General features: G+C 41.0%; 13 protein-coding genes. 2 read left to right on the top strand and 11 right to left on the bottom strand.

Translation table 11 applies throughout. The features are described from left to right. Positions 1-16: 16 nt before the first annotated feature. Positions 17-1,687 carry a glutamine--tRNA ligase/YqeY domain fusion protein gene (locus tag ACQV1I_RS23920; RefSeq protein WP_094699942.1) on the bottom strand — a complete coding sequence of 557 codons (1,671 nt, stop codon included), beginning with the start codon at positions 1,685-1,687 and terminating at the stop codon, positions 17-19. 178 nt (positions 1,688-1,865) lie between these two features. Next, entirely contained in the window at positions 1,866-2,666 is an 801-nt protein-coding gene (locus ACQV1I_RS23925; RefSeq protein WP_094699943.1) for a TatD family hydrolase, read from the bottom strand. Positions 2,667-2,906: 240 nt separating this feature from the next. On the opposite strand from ACQV1I_RS23925, the gene ACQV1I_RS23930 reads away from it, so the two are divergent. Beyond that, positions 2,907-4,337 carry an alanine/glycine:cation symporter family protein gene (locus ACQV1I_RS23930; protein ID WP_094699944.1) on the top strand — a complete coding sequence of 477 codons (1,431 nt, stop codon included), beginning with the start codon at positions 2,907-2,909 and terminating at the stop codon, positions 4,335-4,337. A gap of 85 nt (positions 4,338-4,422) precedes the next feature. On the opposite strand, the gene rihC is transcribed toward ACQV1I_RS23930, so the two are convergent. The 3 genes from rihC to ACQV1I_RS23945 form a co-directional block, all read right to left on the bottom strand. Next, positions 4,423-5,349, bottom strand: a complete 927-nt coding sequence (gene rihC, locus ACQV1I_RS23935) for a ribonucleoside hydrolase RihC (RefSeq protein ID WP_094699945.1) — start codon at positions 5,347-5,349, stop codon at positions 4,423-4,425. Positions 5,350-5,677: 328 nt separating this feature from the next. Next, positions 5,678-6,046, bottom strand: coding sequence for an FMN-binding protein (locus tag ACQV1I_RS23940; RefSeq protein ID WP_116333579.1), 369 nt, complete (start codon positions 6,044-6,046; stop codon positions 5,678-5,680). Positions 6,047-6,080: 34 nt separating this feature from the next. Beyond that, on the bottom strand, positions 6,081-7,547 hold the full coding sequence (locus ACQV1I_RS23945) for a flavocytochrome c (protein WP_116333578.1): 1,467 nt from the start codon (positions 7,545-7,547) through the stop codon (positions 6,081-6,083). A gap of 482 nt (positions 7,548-8,029) precedes the next feature. Here ACQV1I_RS23945 and ACQV1I_RS23950 point away from each other — a divergent pair, with 482 nt between their 5' ends. Then, positions 8,030-9,358, top strand: a complete 1,329-nt coding sequence (locus ACQV1I_RS23950) for an FAD-dependent oxidoreductase (protein WP_116333577.1) — start codon at positions 8,030-8,032, stop codon at positions 9,356-9,358. 119 nt (positions 9,359-9,477) lie between these two features. Here the strand turns inward: ACQV1I_RS23950 and ACQV1I_RS23955 are convergent, their stop codons facing one another. The 6 genes from ACQV1I_RS23955 to ACQV1I_RS23980 all read right to left on the bottom strand — a co-directional run bounded on the left by ACQV1I_RS23955 (position 9,478) and on the right by ACQV1I_RS23980 (position 15,870). After that, entirely contained in the window at positions 9,478-10,428 is a 951-nt protein-coding gene (locus tag ACQV1I_RS23955; RefSeq protein ID WP_116333576.1) for an aminopeptidase, read from the bottom strand. A 172-nt stretch (positions 10,429-10,600) separates the two neighbouring features. Next, positions 10,601-11,140 carry a flavin reductase family protein gene (locus ACQV1I_RS23960; RefSeq protein WP_116333575.1) on the bottom strand — a complete coding sequence of 180 codons (540 nt, stop codon included), beginning with the start codon at positions 11,138-11,140 and terminating at the stop codon, positions 10,601-10,603. A 142-nt stretch (positions 11,141-11,282) separates the two neighbouring features. Then, positions 11,283-12,707: an amino acid permease gene (locus ACQV1I_RS23965; RefSeq protein WP_104031447.1), complete on the bottom strand. Its 1,425-nt coding sequence runs from the start codon at positions 12,705-12,707 to the stop codon at positions 11,283-11,285. A 286-nt stretch (positions 12,708-12,993) separates the two neighbouring features. Then, entirely contained in the window at positions 12,994-13,719 is a 726-nt protein-coding gene (locus ACQV1I_RS23970; protein ID WP_116333574.1) for a glycerophosphodiester phosphodiesterase, read from the bottom strand. Between the two features lie 16 nt (positions 13,720-13,735). Beyond that, a complete protein-coding gene (locus ACQV1I_RS23975; RefSeq protein WP_116333666.1) occupies positions 13,736-15,052 on the bottom strand; it encodes an ABC transporter substrate-binding protein in 1,317 nt (438 codons plus the stop codon). A gap of 32 nt (positions 15,053-15,084) precedes the next feature. Continuing rightward, on the bottom strand, positions 15,085-15,870 hold the full coding sequence (locus tag ACQV1I_RS23980) for a carbohydrate ABC transporter permease (RefSeq protein WP_438769998.1): 786 nt from the start codon (positions 15,868-15,870) through the stop codon (positions 15,085-15,087). Between the last annotated feature and the right edge of the window lie 15 nt (positions 15,871-15,885).

Raw genomic sequence — 15,885 nt, forward strand, 5'->3', positions numbered from 1 at the left:
CAATAATTATACCTACTTATTTTTTCGTTGGGTCAAATGAACTTTTCAATGACACAATCAAGTTGAATACCAGCTTCTCAGAGGTTGTATGCTTCGGATCAACGTTGAAGTACCCATGGCGGAAAAATTGGTATTTATCTTGTGGTTTTGCTTCTGCCATGTTTGGCTCTACAAATCCTTGCAGGATCTCTAAAGATGATGGATTCATATAATCAAGGAAGGTTTTACCCTCTTCTTCCTCTACATCTAAAATCAATGGCTCATAGAGACGGAACTCAGCAGGAATAGCATGCGTTGCATCTACCCAGTGAAGCGTACCTTTCACCTTGCGACCTGTAAAACCAGAGCCACTCTTTGTTTCAGGGTCATATGTGCAGTGAAGCTCTACTACATTACCATTTTCATCCTTAATGACCTCATTACATTTAATGAAATAAGCATGTTTAAGTCGAACTTCATTTCCCGGGAATAGACGGAAATATTTACTTGGAGGGTTTTCCATAAAATCATCTTGCTCTACATAAATTTCACGTGTGAACGGAATCAAACGAGAGCCCATCTCTGGGTTTTCCGGGTTAATTTCAGCTTCGAGCCATTCCACTTGTCCCTCTGGATAGTTGGTGATTACCACTTTAAGTGGTTTTACTACTCCCATTGTACGTGGTGCCTTGAGCTTTAAATCCTCACGAATAAAATGATCCAGCATCTTGGAATCGACTACGCTGTAGCTACGAGCAACACCGATCTCTCTAGCAAAGGTTCGGATAGATTCTGGTGTAAATCCTCTGCGACGTAATCCTGAGATCGTTGGCATTCGTGGATCATCCCATCCATCCACAATGTTTTCATCAACGAGTTGTTTTAATTTACGCTTGCTCATTACTGTTTGCGTTAGATTCAAACGTGCAAATTCGTATTGGTGCGGTACATGCTTCATCTCTGTCTCAGCAACCACCCAGTCATATAAAGGGCGATGGTCTTCAAACTCAAGAGTACAGATAGAGTGCGTAACGCCTTCAATTGCATCTTCCAATGGATGAGCATAGTCATACATCGGGTAAATGCACCAAGTATCACCCGTGTTATGGTGAGTAGAGTGAGAAATACGGTAAAGAACCGGGTCACGCATGTTCATGTTCGGAGAAGTCATATCAATCTTGGCACGTAGTACCTTTTCTCCATCTGCAAATTCACCCTTGCGCATACGCTCGAACAAATCCAAGTTCTCATCGATACTACGATTGCGATACGGGCTTTCCTTGCCTGGCTGCGTTAACGTACCACGATATTCTCTCATTTGCTCCGCAGACAGATCACAAACAAATGCTTTACCCTTTTTAATAAGCAGTACAGCACGTTCGTACATTTCCTCGAAATAATTAGATGCAAAATACAGTTCATCCCACTCAAAACCGAGCCATTTTACGTCTTCCTTGATAGATTCTACATATTCCTGATCCTCTTTTGTAGGATTCGTGTCATCAAAACGTAAAAATGCTTTTCCTTTAAATTCTTTAGCCAATTCAAAGTTTAGGCAAATAGATTTAGCATGTCCTATATGCAAGTAGCCGTTTGGTTCTGGAGGAAACCTCGTCACGACCTCATCTACTTTTTTTGATTCAAGATCATCAATAATGATATTGCGAATGAAATTTGATGATGCCGAAGTGTTTTCCACTAAAATCAACCTTTCTCCACCAAGTTAACGTGTACCTTGTACCATTCTTTATAAGTAAAATAATACAGTTTACTACTTTCTAGTTCAACCTACCTTCGCTTTTAAGCTGATCTTTTTTAGTTTAGCCGTAAATAGGAAAAAACTACACCTGCTTCTGACCCAATGATATGACAGAAACAAGAATATCTTACATACCGTAAAAATGCTTTGTGTTCTGATAAAGGATGGAGGCTGTCTCCTCGATTGAAAGCCCCTTTACATTGGCAATAGCTCGACAGCTATCTTTCATCATAACAGGATGGGTAACTTGTCCTGTAAACGGCCCCTCAAACGGCCAGGGGCCATCTGTCTCTATCATGATTTGTTCTAAGGGGTATTGTAGAATCAATTGCTGTATCTCTGGCTCGTAGACAACATCTGGTGTAACAGAAATATAATAGCCACTTTTACTCATTCTCAAAGTAGTAGACTCACTACCTTTAAACCAATGAAAGTGCGCTTTCGTCACATTATGTTTTTCGAGTAGATCACAAGCTATTTCAGCATCTTCATAAACAGCGTGTAGGATAATCGGCTTCTCATAGCGACCAGCTGTCTTTACAAAACGTTCCAGTAAGTAAATATATGGCTCTTGACAAAAAGCTTGTCCCTTATTTTTTGCCTCTAATTGTGTATAGTAAGGCAGACCTACCTCTCCAATCGCTACCATCTCAGCTTGATGTTGGTCGATCCAGTCAAACAATTGCTGTATTTCCTCTTCAGCGGGCAATTTCTGTTCAGGGTGAAAACCATATGCTACTTTAACTTGCTCAGGGTACGACTGTAACCATTCTCGATTAACAAGACATGATGATAAATTCATAGAAACGGCAATCACCTTTTGAATCCCACATGACTGACACTCATCCATGATCTGCTGGGCATGAACAGGATTATACAAATCTAAATGAATATGGGAATCAATCATAGGAAAGGAACCATTCGGCAAGAGAATTCCTCCTTTTGTCGACTACTTGATCTTTTTATTGTAGCAATTATTTACACTTTACTACGAAAACAAAAATACCTAGTAAAAACCCTATAACAACAGCATTCTAAGTTTTTATATATAATTCATAATTTTTTACAAAAGTAAATAATCAGCTTTTACTAATTTTATTTACGCGTATGTATGTTAAAATAGATAAAATATGTTAGCTAAGGTTATGGAGAAAGGAGGCTCTTTCATTTGGCATCATTAGAAAGAGTATTATCTGTTAGCAATGATTTCCTATGGACTTACATTCTCATTTTCATTCTCATTGCAGTCGGAATTTATTTTACGATTCGAACCAGATTTGTGCAGATTCGCCTAGTTGGTGAAATGTTTAGACTGCTTGGTGATGGTGTTAATCGTAATCCAAAAGAGAAAAAAGGGGTTTCCTCTTTCCAAGCCTTTTGTATGAGTGCAGCCTCCCGTGTGGGAACGGGAAATTTAGCTGGGGTAGCTATTGCTATCGCAGTTGGTGGGCCTGGAGCAGTATTCTGGATGTGGTTGCTGGCTACAATCGGGGCGGCTTCAAGCTTTGTAGAATGCACACTCGCGCAGATTTATAAGGTACATGATAAGCATGGATTTAGAGGCGGTCCTGCTTATTACATGGAGAAAGCTTTAAATAAGCGCTGGATGGGTATTACCTTCGCTGTTCTGATTACTATTTGCTTCGGATTTGTCTTTAATGCAGTACAAGCTAATACCATTACAGCAGCTATGCAAACTGCCTTCGGGGTAGATAAAGTGACAATGGGTATCATTCTATGCATCCTCACTGCTATTGTTGTATTTGGTGGAGTAAAACGCGTAGCGGCTATCTCTAAATGGATTGTACCGATTATGGCAACTCTTTATATTGCAATTGCTTTATTTGTTATGTTTATGAATTATCAGCACATTCCTGCTGTCTTCATGAGCATAGTAAGTCATGCGTTTGGCCTGCAAGAAGCATTTGGTGGCGGTATTGGTATGGCTCTTAGCATGGGAATCAAGCGTGGACTATTCTCTAATGAGGCTGGGATGGGTAGTGCTCCTAATGCGGCAGCTACAGCTGATATTACGCACCCTGTTAAACAGGGCTTGTTACAAACGCTGGGAGTTTATGTAGATACCCTGTTAGTATGTAGTGCGACTGCTTTTATTATTCTTACATCAGGCATTTATGTAGATAGTGGGATGGGTGGAATTGAATTAACACAGGCAGCACTAAGCTCTCAACTCGGCTATTGGGCTGTTTACTTTGTTGCCGTAATTGTTTTCTTTTTTGCGTATAGTTCCATTATTGGTAATTACTACTACGGTGAGACAAACATCGATTTTATTCGCAGTGAATCTCGCACGTGGACGCTTCTTTATCGACTCTGCGTCATTGGAATGGTAATGTTTGGATCCCTAGCACAAAACAATATCGTCTGGACATTAGCTGATTTATTTATGGGGATGATGGCCTTCCTTAACCTGATTGCTATTTTCCTACTTGGAAAATATGCATTTGCTGCTCTAACCGATTATGTTCAGCAGCGAAAAGCAGGTCGAGACCCGGTCTTCTATTCAGACTCTATTCCAGGTCTAGTAAATGCTGAATGCTGGGAACGAGATCCTAATAAAGTAAAAGAGGTCTCCTAGCAATAGGAATTGAGAACATACGAATATACACAAAAAGAGGATACTACTAGCAGTAGTGTCCTCTTTTATTTACTTATTTAGCTTTTTATAAAACATTTGATTTAGTAAATATTCCCATAAACCACTCGCGGAATTCCTCTACACGAATCTCCAAGCATACTCTCGCATTCGCTTGTTTTTGATAATAACCCTTCAGATCAACGATAGTTGCCCCAGCAGAATAGCTCCCATTTACTTCTACATCTACAAAGCATTCCTTTGTGACAAAAAGCTCAGGTTTTACTAGATAAGCAATAGCGCAGAGATCGTGCATATGTAAACCAGTCGCTAAGCTTCCACCTCGATAATGCTGGAATAATCCATAGAGCATTTCTCCTGTTCGATTCATCTCTTTCAAAGCTACTACGTTTTCCTTAGTCAAAGTAGCTAAGCTTGTTACATCTAAACCACACATTGTAATATCTATCCCTGATTGTAAAACGATCTTAGCCGCTTCCGGGTCAACAAACATATTAAATTCTGCCGCAGGAGAGTGATTGCCACGTGAAGCTGAACCACCCATTAGCACAATTCTTTTGATATTTTGTTTACATTCTGGATAAACAGATAATAGGAGAGCAATGTTGGTCAAAGGGCCAATAGGAACTAGCGTAATAGGTTCCTCGCTATTCAAAATGGTCTCACGCATTGCCTCAATAGCATGAATACCCAGTGGTTCCTTCTTTGGATCAGGAAAATCATATCCATCTAACCCAGAGTTACCATGGATATGGCTAGAGTCCTCTAGTGTCCGTAGGAGGGGCTTGATTGCCCCCTTGGCAACCGGTACATCACTGTGAAAGAATTCGAGAAGCTTTAAGGCATTATTGGTAGTCTTATCACACGACACATTGCCAGCAACTGTGGTGATTAATTTCACATCTATCTGATCATGAAACAGAGCAGCTGCGATTGCGACAGCATCATCTATTCCCGGATCGGTATCAATGATAATGTGGTGTATTTTTTCCATCTCGATCATCCCTTCTTCTTTTCCATTATGTAACCGTTTACGCATATTATTGTAAAGATGGGCTAGCTAGGAGTCAATTATAAGGCATAACCACATACGATATAGACCAACACCGCGAGGGTTGCTATTTTCATAAATAAAAGCCGCTCCCTACAGGAACGGCTTACAGACTGCTGTATTCTTCGTAAGAGCTTTACTCCAAAAAAGCTCTCAGATGAGTAATGAAATTAAGTGATACACCCGAACAGATAAGGCGATTCGTGCTGATAACTCACTGGTTCATACATTCTACTGGTCGAGTTTTTCTTTTATCTCTGTCTTGCTGTTGTTACTTCTTAGCTTTCTCTAATGCTTGATTTACAGCCTCTTTTACAGCATTACTGGATTTAGATGCACCAGAAATGGCCTCCACACCCTCTGTACTTTGTTTTTCAATGATTTCGGGGATGGTGTTCTCCATAACAGCTTCAATCAGGTTTTGAGTTTCTTCATGCTCTAGGATTTTAATGGCATCGATTTTGCCTGCTTTCACTTCTACAGCTACTTTAATATCGCTACTAGCACCTCGAGCAGCACCTTCGTATGTACCGTCTTTAAATGCTCCAGTATCAGCAGTGGTCGAGCCTGTTGCTCCACAACCAACTAGCATCAACGCCGCCATCGCTAGCAGAGCTACTAGATAAAATAATTTTTTCATCATCATTCTCTCCCCATGTTCTTGCCTTACAAGATTACTTCGCGGCCTTTGCTGCATTTTGTCCTGCAATGCGACCGAATGTTACGATATCAGCCATAGCGTTACCACCTAGACGGTTACCACCATGTACGCCACCTGTGACTTCTCCGGCTGCATACAAGCCTTTAATGACTTGGCCTTCTTTATTCATTACTTCCGCATTTGTATTAATTTGTAGGCCACCCATAGTGTGATGAACCGCAGGAGTTACTTGAATGGCATATACCTTACCTTGGTTTAATTGAAGAGGTAGGTCATCACGCTTAAATTCCTTATCTTGTTTCGCTGCTACCGCATCATTATATGTTTTCACGCTTTTTATCATAGCGTCTTTATCTACACCGATCTTACCAGCCAGCTCTTCGACAGAATCAGCTTCTGTTACCAATTGCATGTTGAAGTATTCTTCTACTGCTTTTAGACCTTTTCTCAATCCATCATCAAAGAACAGGTAAGCTACTCCATCTTTTTGATCCAAAATACCTTTAGACACTACGTCACGAGTTAATAGCTCGTTGATGAAACGTTTACCGTCTTTATTGATTAGAATAGCTCCATTTCCGCGAACAGCTTCTGTTACCATCACACCTTTTTCGGGAACAACAGTTGGGTGTGTTTGGATTTCAGCCATATCAACTAAATTTGCACCAACGCTTTCGCCTAATCTAATACCTTCACCCAATGCTCCTGGATGGTTCGTTGTAGCAAATCCTTTGAGCTCTGGTTTATAAGAAATAACCATCTCCTGGTTAGCAGAAAAACCGCCTGTAGCCAAAATGACTGCCTTTGCGTTAATCGTGTAAGCCTTACCATCTTTATTCTCAGCTTTTACACCAGTAACTTTACCCTCTTGATCTTTTATAATTTCGACTGCTTTATTTTTGACACGGACATCAACGTTTTTTTCTTTCACTTGATTCTTTAAAGTAGACACAACATTAGAGCCTACTGCCGCTCCGCCAGTTGGACGATGAATACGGTTTACACTTGCTCCAGCTGCACGGCCAACGTCAGACAAATCAGCTCCCATTGATTCTAACCAAACGACAGAATCCTTTGCTTGTGTTGTCAGAAGTTTTACCAGCTCAGGGTTATTTTTATCGTATCCACCCTTCATTGTATCTTGGTAAAACAGCTCTTGGCTGTCTTCAATTCCTTTTTTCTTTTGTGCTTCCGTTCCTGCTGCATTTAATCCACCAGTAGCGCGAGTTGTGTTACCACCAACCATCGGCATTTTTTCTAGTACGATGACTTTGGCACCGGCATTTGTGGCTTCTATCGCAGCTGATAAACCTGCACCACCTGCACCAATTACTACAATATCCGTATTTTCATCTTGCGGAGTTGCCGCCTCGGTTGTAGCCTTGCCTTCTGTTGCACCTGGAGTTGTTGAGCTCCCACATCCAGACAGTACAGGAACTGCCAGGAATGCAGCCATCATAAGAGACATCCATTTCTTCATGTTGAATCCTCCCTTTTTTCTACCACGTGATCAATGGATATTCAGTACCTCTTTGCTTTTCTCTTTAATTGTGAAGGCAATAACGTTATCCTTCGATGGTAGTATATACAGTAGACTTTTTAATGTATGTGAATAATTTCACACTATAATTTTTTTTAACCAATCATTCACCCTTCTTTTCCCGTTATTTACCAATTGCAGGTAATATCTGTCATAATTAGAAAATTTCTTGATCCGTATCCAAAAATGTTTGGATTAGCTTTTATGTTTGTAGCTATAGGGTTCTAACCATCTTGTACCCTGTGAAAGCATAGTTTACAAGAGTAACAGTTGTGAATGTGATAACATTCACAAAACGTTCACTGTCATCTTTACTAGGACGCTCCTATAATAAACCTCATAAACACTATTACAACAGTGTTAATCGTATAAAGAGGAATAACAGACTTGCACATAAATCCTAACTACTTGGAGGACTACCTATGAAAATTGCTGTTATTGGATGCACGCATGCCGGAACTGCCGCTATTGTTACTGCTGCTAAGTTATATCCAGATGCTCACATTACCGTTTATGAACGAAATGATAATATCTCCTTTCTTTCATGCGGGATTGCTTTATATGTAGGTGGTGTAGTGAAAGATCCTCAAGGATTGTTCTACTCCTCTCCAGAGAAATTAGCCGAGCTGGGCGTGGTTACGAATATGCGCCACGATGTTATCTCGATTGATACTGATCAAAAAACATTGGTCGTTCGCAATTTAAATACAAATGAAGAAATCATCGATTCCTTTGATAAATTAATTGTTACTACTGGTTCTTGGCCAATCATGCCTAATTTAGATGGTATTGAACTAGACAATATCGTATTGTCTAAGAACTTTAACCACTCCAATACCATTATTGAAAAAGCAAAAACAGCTAAAAATGTGGTGGTCATAGGTGCCGGCTACATTGGGATTGAATTAGTTGAAGCCTTTGAAATGAATGGCAAGCAAGTGACTCTCATCGATAGTGTTGATCGGATTTTAAACCGTTACCTTGATGAAGAATTCACTCAGGTTACCGAAAAAGAATTACAGGATCATGGTGTTACACTTGCTCTAGGTCAAACTGTTACTAGATTTGAAGGCGTAGACGGTAAAGTGGCAAAGGTCATCACCACAAAAGGCGAATACCAGGCTGACTTGGTGATTCTGTGTATTGGTTTTAGTCCAAATACAAGTTTGCTTAAAGGACAAGTAGATATGTTGAACAATGGAGCTATTATCGTGAGTGAATATATGCAAACTAGCAAACCGGATGTGTACGCCGCTGGTGACAGCTGCGCGATTCGCTACAATCCAACTGGGCAACACGCCTATATACCTCTTGCTACTAATGCCGTACGTATGGGTACATTAGTTGCGAAGAATCTAGTTACACCTACAATGGCTTATATGGGCACACAAGGAACCTCTGGGATTAAAATTTATGACTATAACATCGCTTCTACTGGATTAACAGAAGGAGCAGCTTCAGACTTAGCTATGAATGTGAAGACTGTCACAATCGAAGACAGCTATCGACCAGAATTCATGCCAGAACATGAAAAGGTTTTACTAAAAGTAGTCTTTGAAGAGACTTCTCGTCGCATCGTGGGAGCCCAAATCATGTCCAAAGCTGATTTGACGCAAGCGATGAATACCTTATCTGTTTGCATCCAAAATCACATGACAATTGACCAGCTTGCCTTTGTCGATTTCTTCTTCCAACCGCATTACAACAAGCCTTGGAACTTCTTGAATCAGGCTGGATTGCAAGCAATGTAGACAGAGCTAGATCAAGTAGCTTGTTACGTCTGGATCTAGCTAATCATAAGTGATCAGCAAAAAGAGCGTCAGCCACCTAGCTAACGCTCTTTTTCCCTTTATGAAAGGTTTTTTCCAATCTACAAACCAAGCAATGCACCGTGTTCCATTACTTGCTTCTCATCCAAATAGAAGTCTGGCTGCATAACAACGCAATCAATATGTACACCAGCTGATATGACTCCACCAAAGGTATTGTTGCTTCCGAAAGCTACATGAATTGTGCTGTATACTTTCTCATCCTCTAAGACTACTCCAGTAATACGAGCTTTATCATTTGTCCCTACTCCAAACTCTGCTAATAATCGGCCATCTCCATCTCCCAACAACTCCAAAAGCTGTTTCCCGCTCGGGCCTTCTGCTGAGATAATTCGTCCTTTGTCGATTGTAAGCAAGACAGGCTCTGTTAATGTACCGATTCCAGCAATGGAACCATCTACGAGGATTTGCCCGGTAGCTGTTCCCTCTAGAGGAGCGATATAAGCCTCTCCGGAAGGCAGATTACCTGATTCTCCTGGATTAACATACACACCGGTGCTTGGTATCCCATTTCTTTGTTCAATGGAAAAGCTTAGAGAATAACCCGCTTTGTCAATTCTCACTTGTTTAGCTTCTGTAAGCATGCTAGCTACTACTTCAGTCAGCGCTTTTACTTTTACATAATCGGCCGCAATAGCCCCTGCCAAGAACATGTCCTCTGTTATTCCAGGCATCGTGGCCACTCTAGCTCCTGCTGCTACCGCATTTTTTCTAGCATGCGTATGAGTCAGAGAATGCTCGGTAATCCCAATGACTACGTCAGCTTTTGTCATAGCGATAGCTACAGCTTCAGGAGGCTCCTCCCCTGATTTGGTACGCTCCTGCATAACCATTAGCAAGGTTTGGGCTCCTAGACTTTTTCCTGCCTCATAGAGAGCTTCCGCCAGCTTTTTCTTTGAGTCATCCGTTACAACTAGAAGAGTTTCACCAGCTTTTACTCCCAAGGAGCTTTGTAGCACACTTTTACTAATTTCAATGATGGATTGTTGCATATGAACCACCTTTCTCCTAGCATCTCAGAAATTTTATGAACACATTCCGAAATCTACTTTACCACGTTCACCTTCCACAGGCACACTCTGCCTTGTCCTTCCTTATGGGGTGCTCCGCGACAAATCCAGTACCTCTCCAACACATTTCGTGGAAATAACTTTTTCCTTGTTACTAGCAATGAACGATCTCACCGATATAACAATAATAAGGATCACCCTCTATCACATGTTCCTGCCTTATTTCCTCAGAAAGAACAGGCGCAGTAATCTCTTGGGCTACAATCACCTTACACTCATAGTAACGCTCGCAATTTCCGATCACAGGTGTTGCAATGACCTGCGAGTCTAACAGAGTTAATTGGCAAGTGGAGATTTTATCCACCGTACGACCTGATTGTGTTCCACAGGCAAAAAGCTTTTCTCCCATATCATCTGAAAAAGGAACACTGACCGTGAACTCTTGAGAAGCCTGTAAGAGCTGGGTGGTATGTCTACTTTTACGTACCATAACTGTCAACGTTGGCTTTCCGAATAGATAACCAATGCTACCCCAGGCAATTGTCATCGTGTTGATCTCTTTTCCTACCTGCGTTGTTAGAAAAGCCCCTCTCCGATGTAGCCAATCTGTTGTGAGCTCCATTTGCTCTAAAAAAGCTACGGGCATTTGATTTTTCGGCTCATGATCTTCTATATTCCCCAGCTGTTGATCCATCAAGAACACCCTTTCGATGTTTATCCTCCCCTTCATTGTACTGACATTTTACTCGTGCCCGTTCTCTCTTTTTGACAAAAGCATGACGTGCTTCATAATAAAAAATCCACCCCATGTATAAACACAGGATGGATTCTTCCGATTACTTATTATTTGTCATTTTAGCAATCGATGGTAGGATCAGACCTAGACCTAGCAACACGAACGGAGTCGCGATATTAAGCGTAATTTGGAAGTACCATTCTGATGTAAAAGCAGGTACTTTCGGGAACATCCCCATCAAGCAAGCAAAGGCAGTGAAGACAAAGCACCAACCACCAATTAGCAGACCAAACTTATTATTTTTCACAAATTGATATTCAGACGTGAATTTATCAGCCATTTTCATTACAGCAATATACGCTACGAATACCCATAGGTAACGAAGCGGCATAACTACAGAGTTTAAGTCTAACAACCAGTTAAACAATGTATTCATATTACCGATACCTAGGGCTGGTACAACGATTAGAATACCCACTAGAATCGTAGTTAAGATATAACCATTAGTAGGGGTACCCTTGTCATTGCTTTTCAAAAGCTTTCTTGGAATGTATCTTTCATCAGCATCTAATAGTAACACCTTCAATGGCGCATCAATAGAGAAGGCCAATGCTGAAATTTGGGCCAATGTATTAGAAATTGCATATAGAATTAAGAACGTGTTACCAATTCCATAGTAGTTACCTAGCATTTGGAACGCATAATATTGACCATTCATTTTTAAGTCTGCAGGGATATTATTCGCATCAAACATAATCCCCATTGCATATGAACCCAACAGGGCACAGACCGCAACCATGATCGCCAGAATCAACATTCCTCTAGGGAATTCACGAGTTGGGTTATTAGTGAAGTTGACATAAGGAGCAATTTTCTCCGCCCCGCCTACCGCAAAGACTAGCATGGATAAGGTAGTAAAATAAGCAAAATTAAATTCAGGAATGAACGTGCTAACTGTCATATTGGTTGTTGCTACACTTACACCAGTTAAACCAGGTGCAGTAACAGCTAGTACAATGTACAACAAGGACATCACAAATACAGAAATACCGGCAACTGTCCCAATGCGCTTTAAGGACGAAATACCTTTAGAAGCAATCCATACAAAGAATAAGAAGATCGCTAAGCAGGCTAATTGAATCACCAAGGTAGAATATTGGTCGAGTACCTTACCACTACCTGTAAATGTCCAACCTAGCGCAATCAAGATAGCTTGTGGTTTTTGTGCTAGATATGGAATGTGAACAGCCCAATAGGTCCACGCTGCCAAATAAGCAACATTAGCCCCTAGCGTTTCCTTAATCCATGTACTAACACCACCCTTACCATCTTTAAAGGTGGAACCCAATTGCCCTACCATTAATGCATAAGGAATAAAATATAAGGCAATAATCAAAACCCAAGAGGTAATGACTTGTAATCCTTGGTTGGCAAAGTTATTAACAACGTTACCAAATCCCCATACTGCTACAAACGCCATTAACGCAATATTATACCATCGGAGTTTTTTTGAATCCGCTCCCATAAAAAGAAATTCCCCTTCCTGAAATTAAAAAATATACAAAGATTCCCCTTGTAAATTATATAGGAGGGCTCGATCTATTCCTATAACGAAATCAAAATATTTTTGTCTTTTTATTAATAGTTAAAAAATCTAAAATATAATCATGAGGCATAAAAATTATCATTACCAAAAAGCACGTTTTTATAAATATCTATCAAAAAAATAAAAAGAGCAGTTACATCGGTTACATGTAACTGCTCCTTTTGGTTCACTCTTCTATTCTGTTATTTTCTCCGTCTCTTCTCGTTCAGCGTGCTAAGGAAAGCATTCGGTCAGGATGATTTGTACAAATATATATATTGGGATGCCATTCGCTTATTCGCTCTATCTCATTCTCATCATCAATCGTCCAAGCAAATATTTCGAATCCTTCCTCCAACATCATTTGTACAAAATCTTTTGTCAGATATGGATAAGCCATAGAAAGAATGGTTGCCCCTGTCTTTGCTAGCTGTTCTCGCAACAGAACTGGTTTGCCCGTTATAATCAATCCCGTTTTAATCGAAGACTGTAACTCTTTGACTCTTTTTATTATCTCGTGATCAAAAGATGTGAGACAAACCTGTGTAGCTAGCTCATATGCTTCTACCAGCTCCACGACCTTTTCAGCTAAAAGCGGATATAAATTTCCTGCTGTCTTTAGCTCTACATTAAGGCGGCAAGTATGCTGTGATGCAGCTTGAAACAATTCTTCTAAGGCAGGAATCTGTTCATTGGAAAACTCCTCAGCAAACCAGCTTCCTGCGCTCCATTCACGAAGCTGTTCAAACGTATGATCTTTGACTAGTCCTGACCCGTTTGTGGTACGATCTAGTGTGAAATCATGAATGAGCACAGGGATTCCATCCTTTGATAGCTGTACATCTACCTCAATCGCCTGAATACCCGGTTCTGCTAAACCTAGCTTAATAGCTGCCATAGTATTTTCAGGTGCTCTCCCTGACCAACCCCGATGTGCCATGCAGTAGCTCATATGAGATCTCCTCTCCCTATTTCTTCAATAATTTTTGACCTTTTTCCACAGCTTTTGATAGAGCCTCGTCAACACTAGCCTGACCTAAAATTACGCGCTGAATTTCTGTCATGATGACTTCCTGTAGTTCTTTATAGCCTGGTACCATTGGACGTGCCTTACCATACTCTAACTGCTTCACAGCCACTTGGAAGTTAGGGTCCTGTTCATATACTTTTTTCATTTCATCTGACTGAATTGCGTCCGATGTGACTGGCATATATCCTGTTTCTGCTGACCATACACTGGTTTGTGGGGTATCAGTGATCCACTTTACAAACTCCCACGCCGCCTTCTTTTCCTCTTCAGATGATTTTTGTAAGATGACTAAATTTGCCCCACCTGTTGGTACTCCGAAATTCTTATTAGCAGGCAAGAAGGCCGTTCCTACATCAAACTTGGCTTTTTCCCGCATGCCCTTCAGCTCACCAGTAGTCGTAAAGATCATCCCTACTTGCTGATTCAGGAAATCCTGCGCGGCTACATCCCAGGCATTGTACTTCTCACCTGGAGGAGCTTTCATAATTCCTTCTTTTAACATGCTTATCCAAAATTCTAAAGGCGCCTTACCTGCCTCTGTATTAATGACTAAGCTCTTGCCGTCTTCACTTAAAATTTGTCCACCGCTCTCAAATACCAGCGCTTCATAAAACCAGATATCAATTGGTGTGGAGAATCCGTACGTTTTGGTTTTTCCGCCTTCCTTTTTAGTGAGCTTTTGAGAAAAACTACGTAATTCCTCCCATGTTTTGGGGCCATTTGGATCAAGTCCTTCTTTTTTCAATAAATTCCGATTCACATATAACAAAGGAGTGGAGCGATTAAACGGAATGGCATATAGTTTCTCCTTCCAATAGGAGTTACCCATGAGGCCAGGATTGTATTTCTTTTCTTCTCCAGCAGTATATGGTCCTAGATCCTCCAATACCTTCGCATCGGCAAAGGCACCAATTGAAGCAATCTCCACCATCGTAACATCAGGTTGATTCCCTGCTGTTACCGCTGACAGTACCTTAGTATGATTCTCGTAGTAGCTTCCTTGATAAGAAGGCTTTACCACAATATCCTTATGAGTTTGATTAAATTCCTTTACAAGCTTTTGGACCATTTCCCCGTTGTGACCGCCTACTGCATACCAGAAATCAATCTCAACAGGCTGGCTGGATGCTGTTGCTTCCTGCTTCGCTTGTGTCCCCCGTTCGGTGGTTCCTGCTGCCTTCTGTTGAGCACATCCCACTAGCATTCCTGACAAACCGACTGTACACATGAGAATAGATAAGCCCCACTTTTTCACGTTCACGTTCTTGCCCTCCTTGATTCTTACTTTTATTTTGATTGATAGACAAACGCGCTAATAATATGGCGTTGGGCAAAAAAGAAAATCAGCAGTATGGGAAACACCAAAATCATATTCCCCGCCATAACCACATTCCACTGACTGCCACCGTCAGCCGCTTTAAGCATGGAGATTCCTATAGGTAATGTACGCACCTCGTTACTGTTGGTCATGATGAGCGGCCAAAAGTAATCGTTCCAGTGATAAATGAAGCTAAATAGCCCAAATGTGACCAGTACGTGCTTTGCCATAGGGACCATAATGGTCCACATGATTTTCCACTCAGATGCATTATCGAGTCGTGCCGCTTCAATTACCTCGTCTGGTACCTGCATAAAGGCCTGGCGTAGTAAAAAAATACCGAAAGCACTCGCCCCATAAGGTAAAATCAATGACCATAATGTGTTTACTAGCCCCCAATTACTCATCTCCACATAGATAGGTAGAAAGATAACCTGAGGCGGAATCATAAGAGCGATCAGTGTTACGCCAAACAGAAGATTTCTTCCCCGAAAGCGATACCTTGCAAATGCATAGGCAGCAGGCACAGCCGTTAGAATTTGAAGAAGTAAAATTCCAACCGCTACCAACGTGCTGTTTAGTAAATAGGTAAAGAATGGTCCTGAACTCCAAGCGATTAAAAAGTTCTGAAACTGCAAAGATTCAGGCAACCAAGTAGGTGGAAATTGAAAGACCTCTGGCAATGTTTTAAAAGCAGTCAACGCCATCCATAGAAAAGGAAAGACAAAGACGAGCGATACTGCTAGTAACAGCATCCATTCAATCGCTTT

Source organism: Brevibacillus sp. JB24b (assembly GCF_051713385.1).
GTDB lineage: Bacteria > Bacillota > Bacilli > Brevibacillales > Brevibacillaceae > Brevibacillus_B > Brevibacillus_B laterosporus.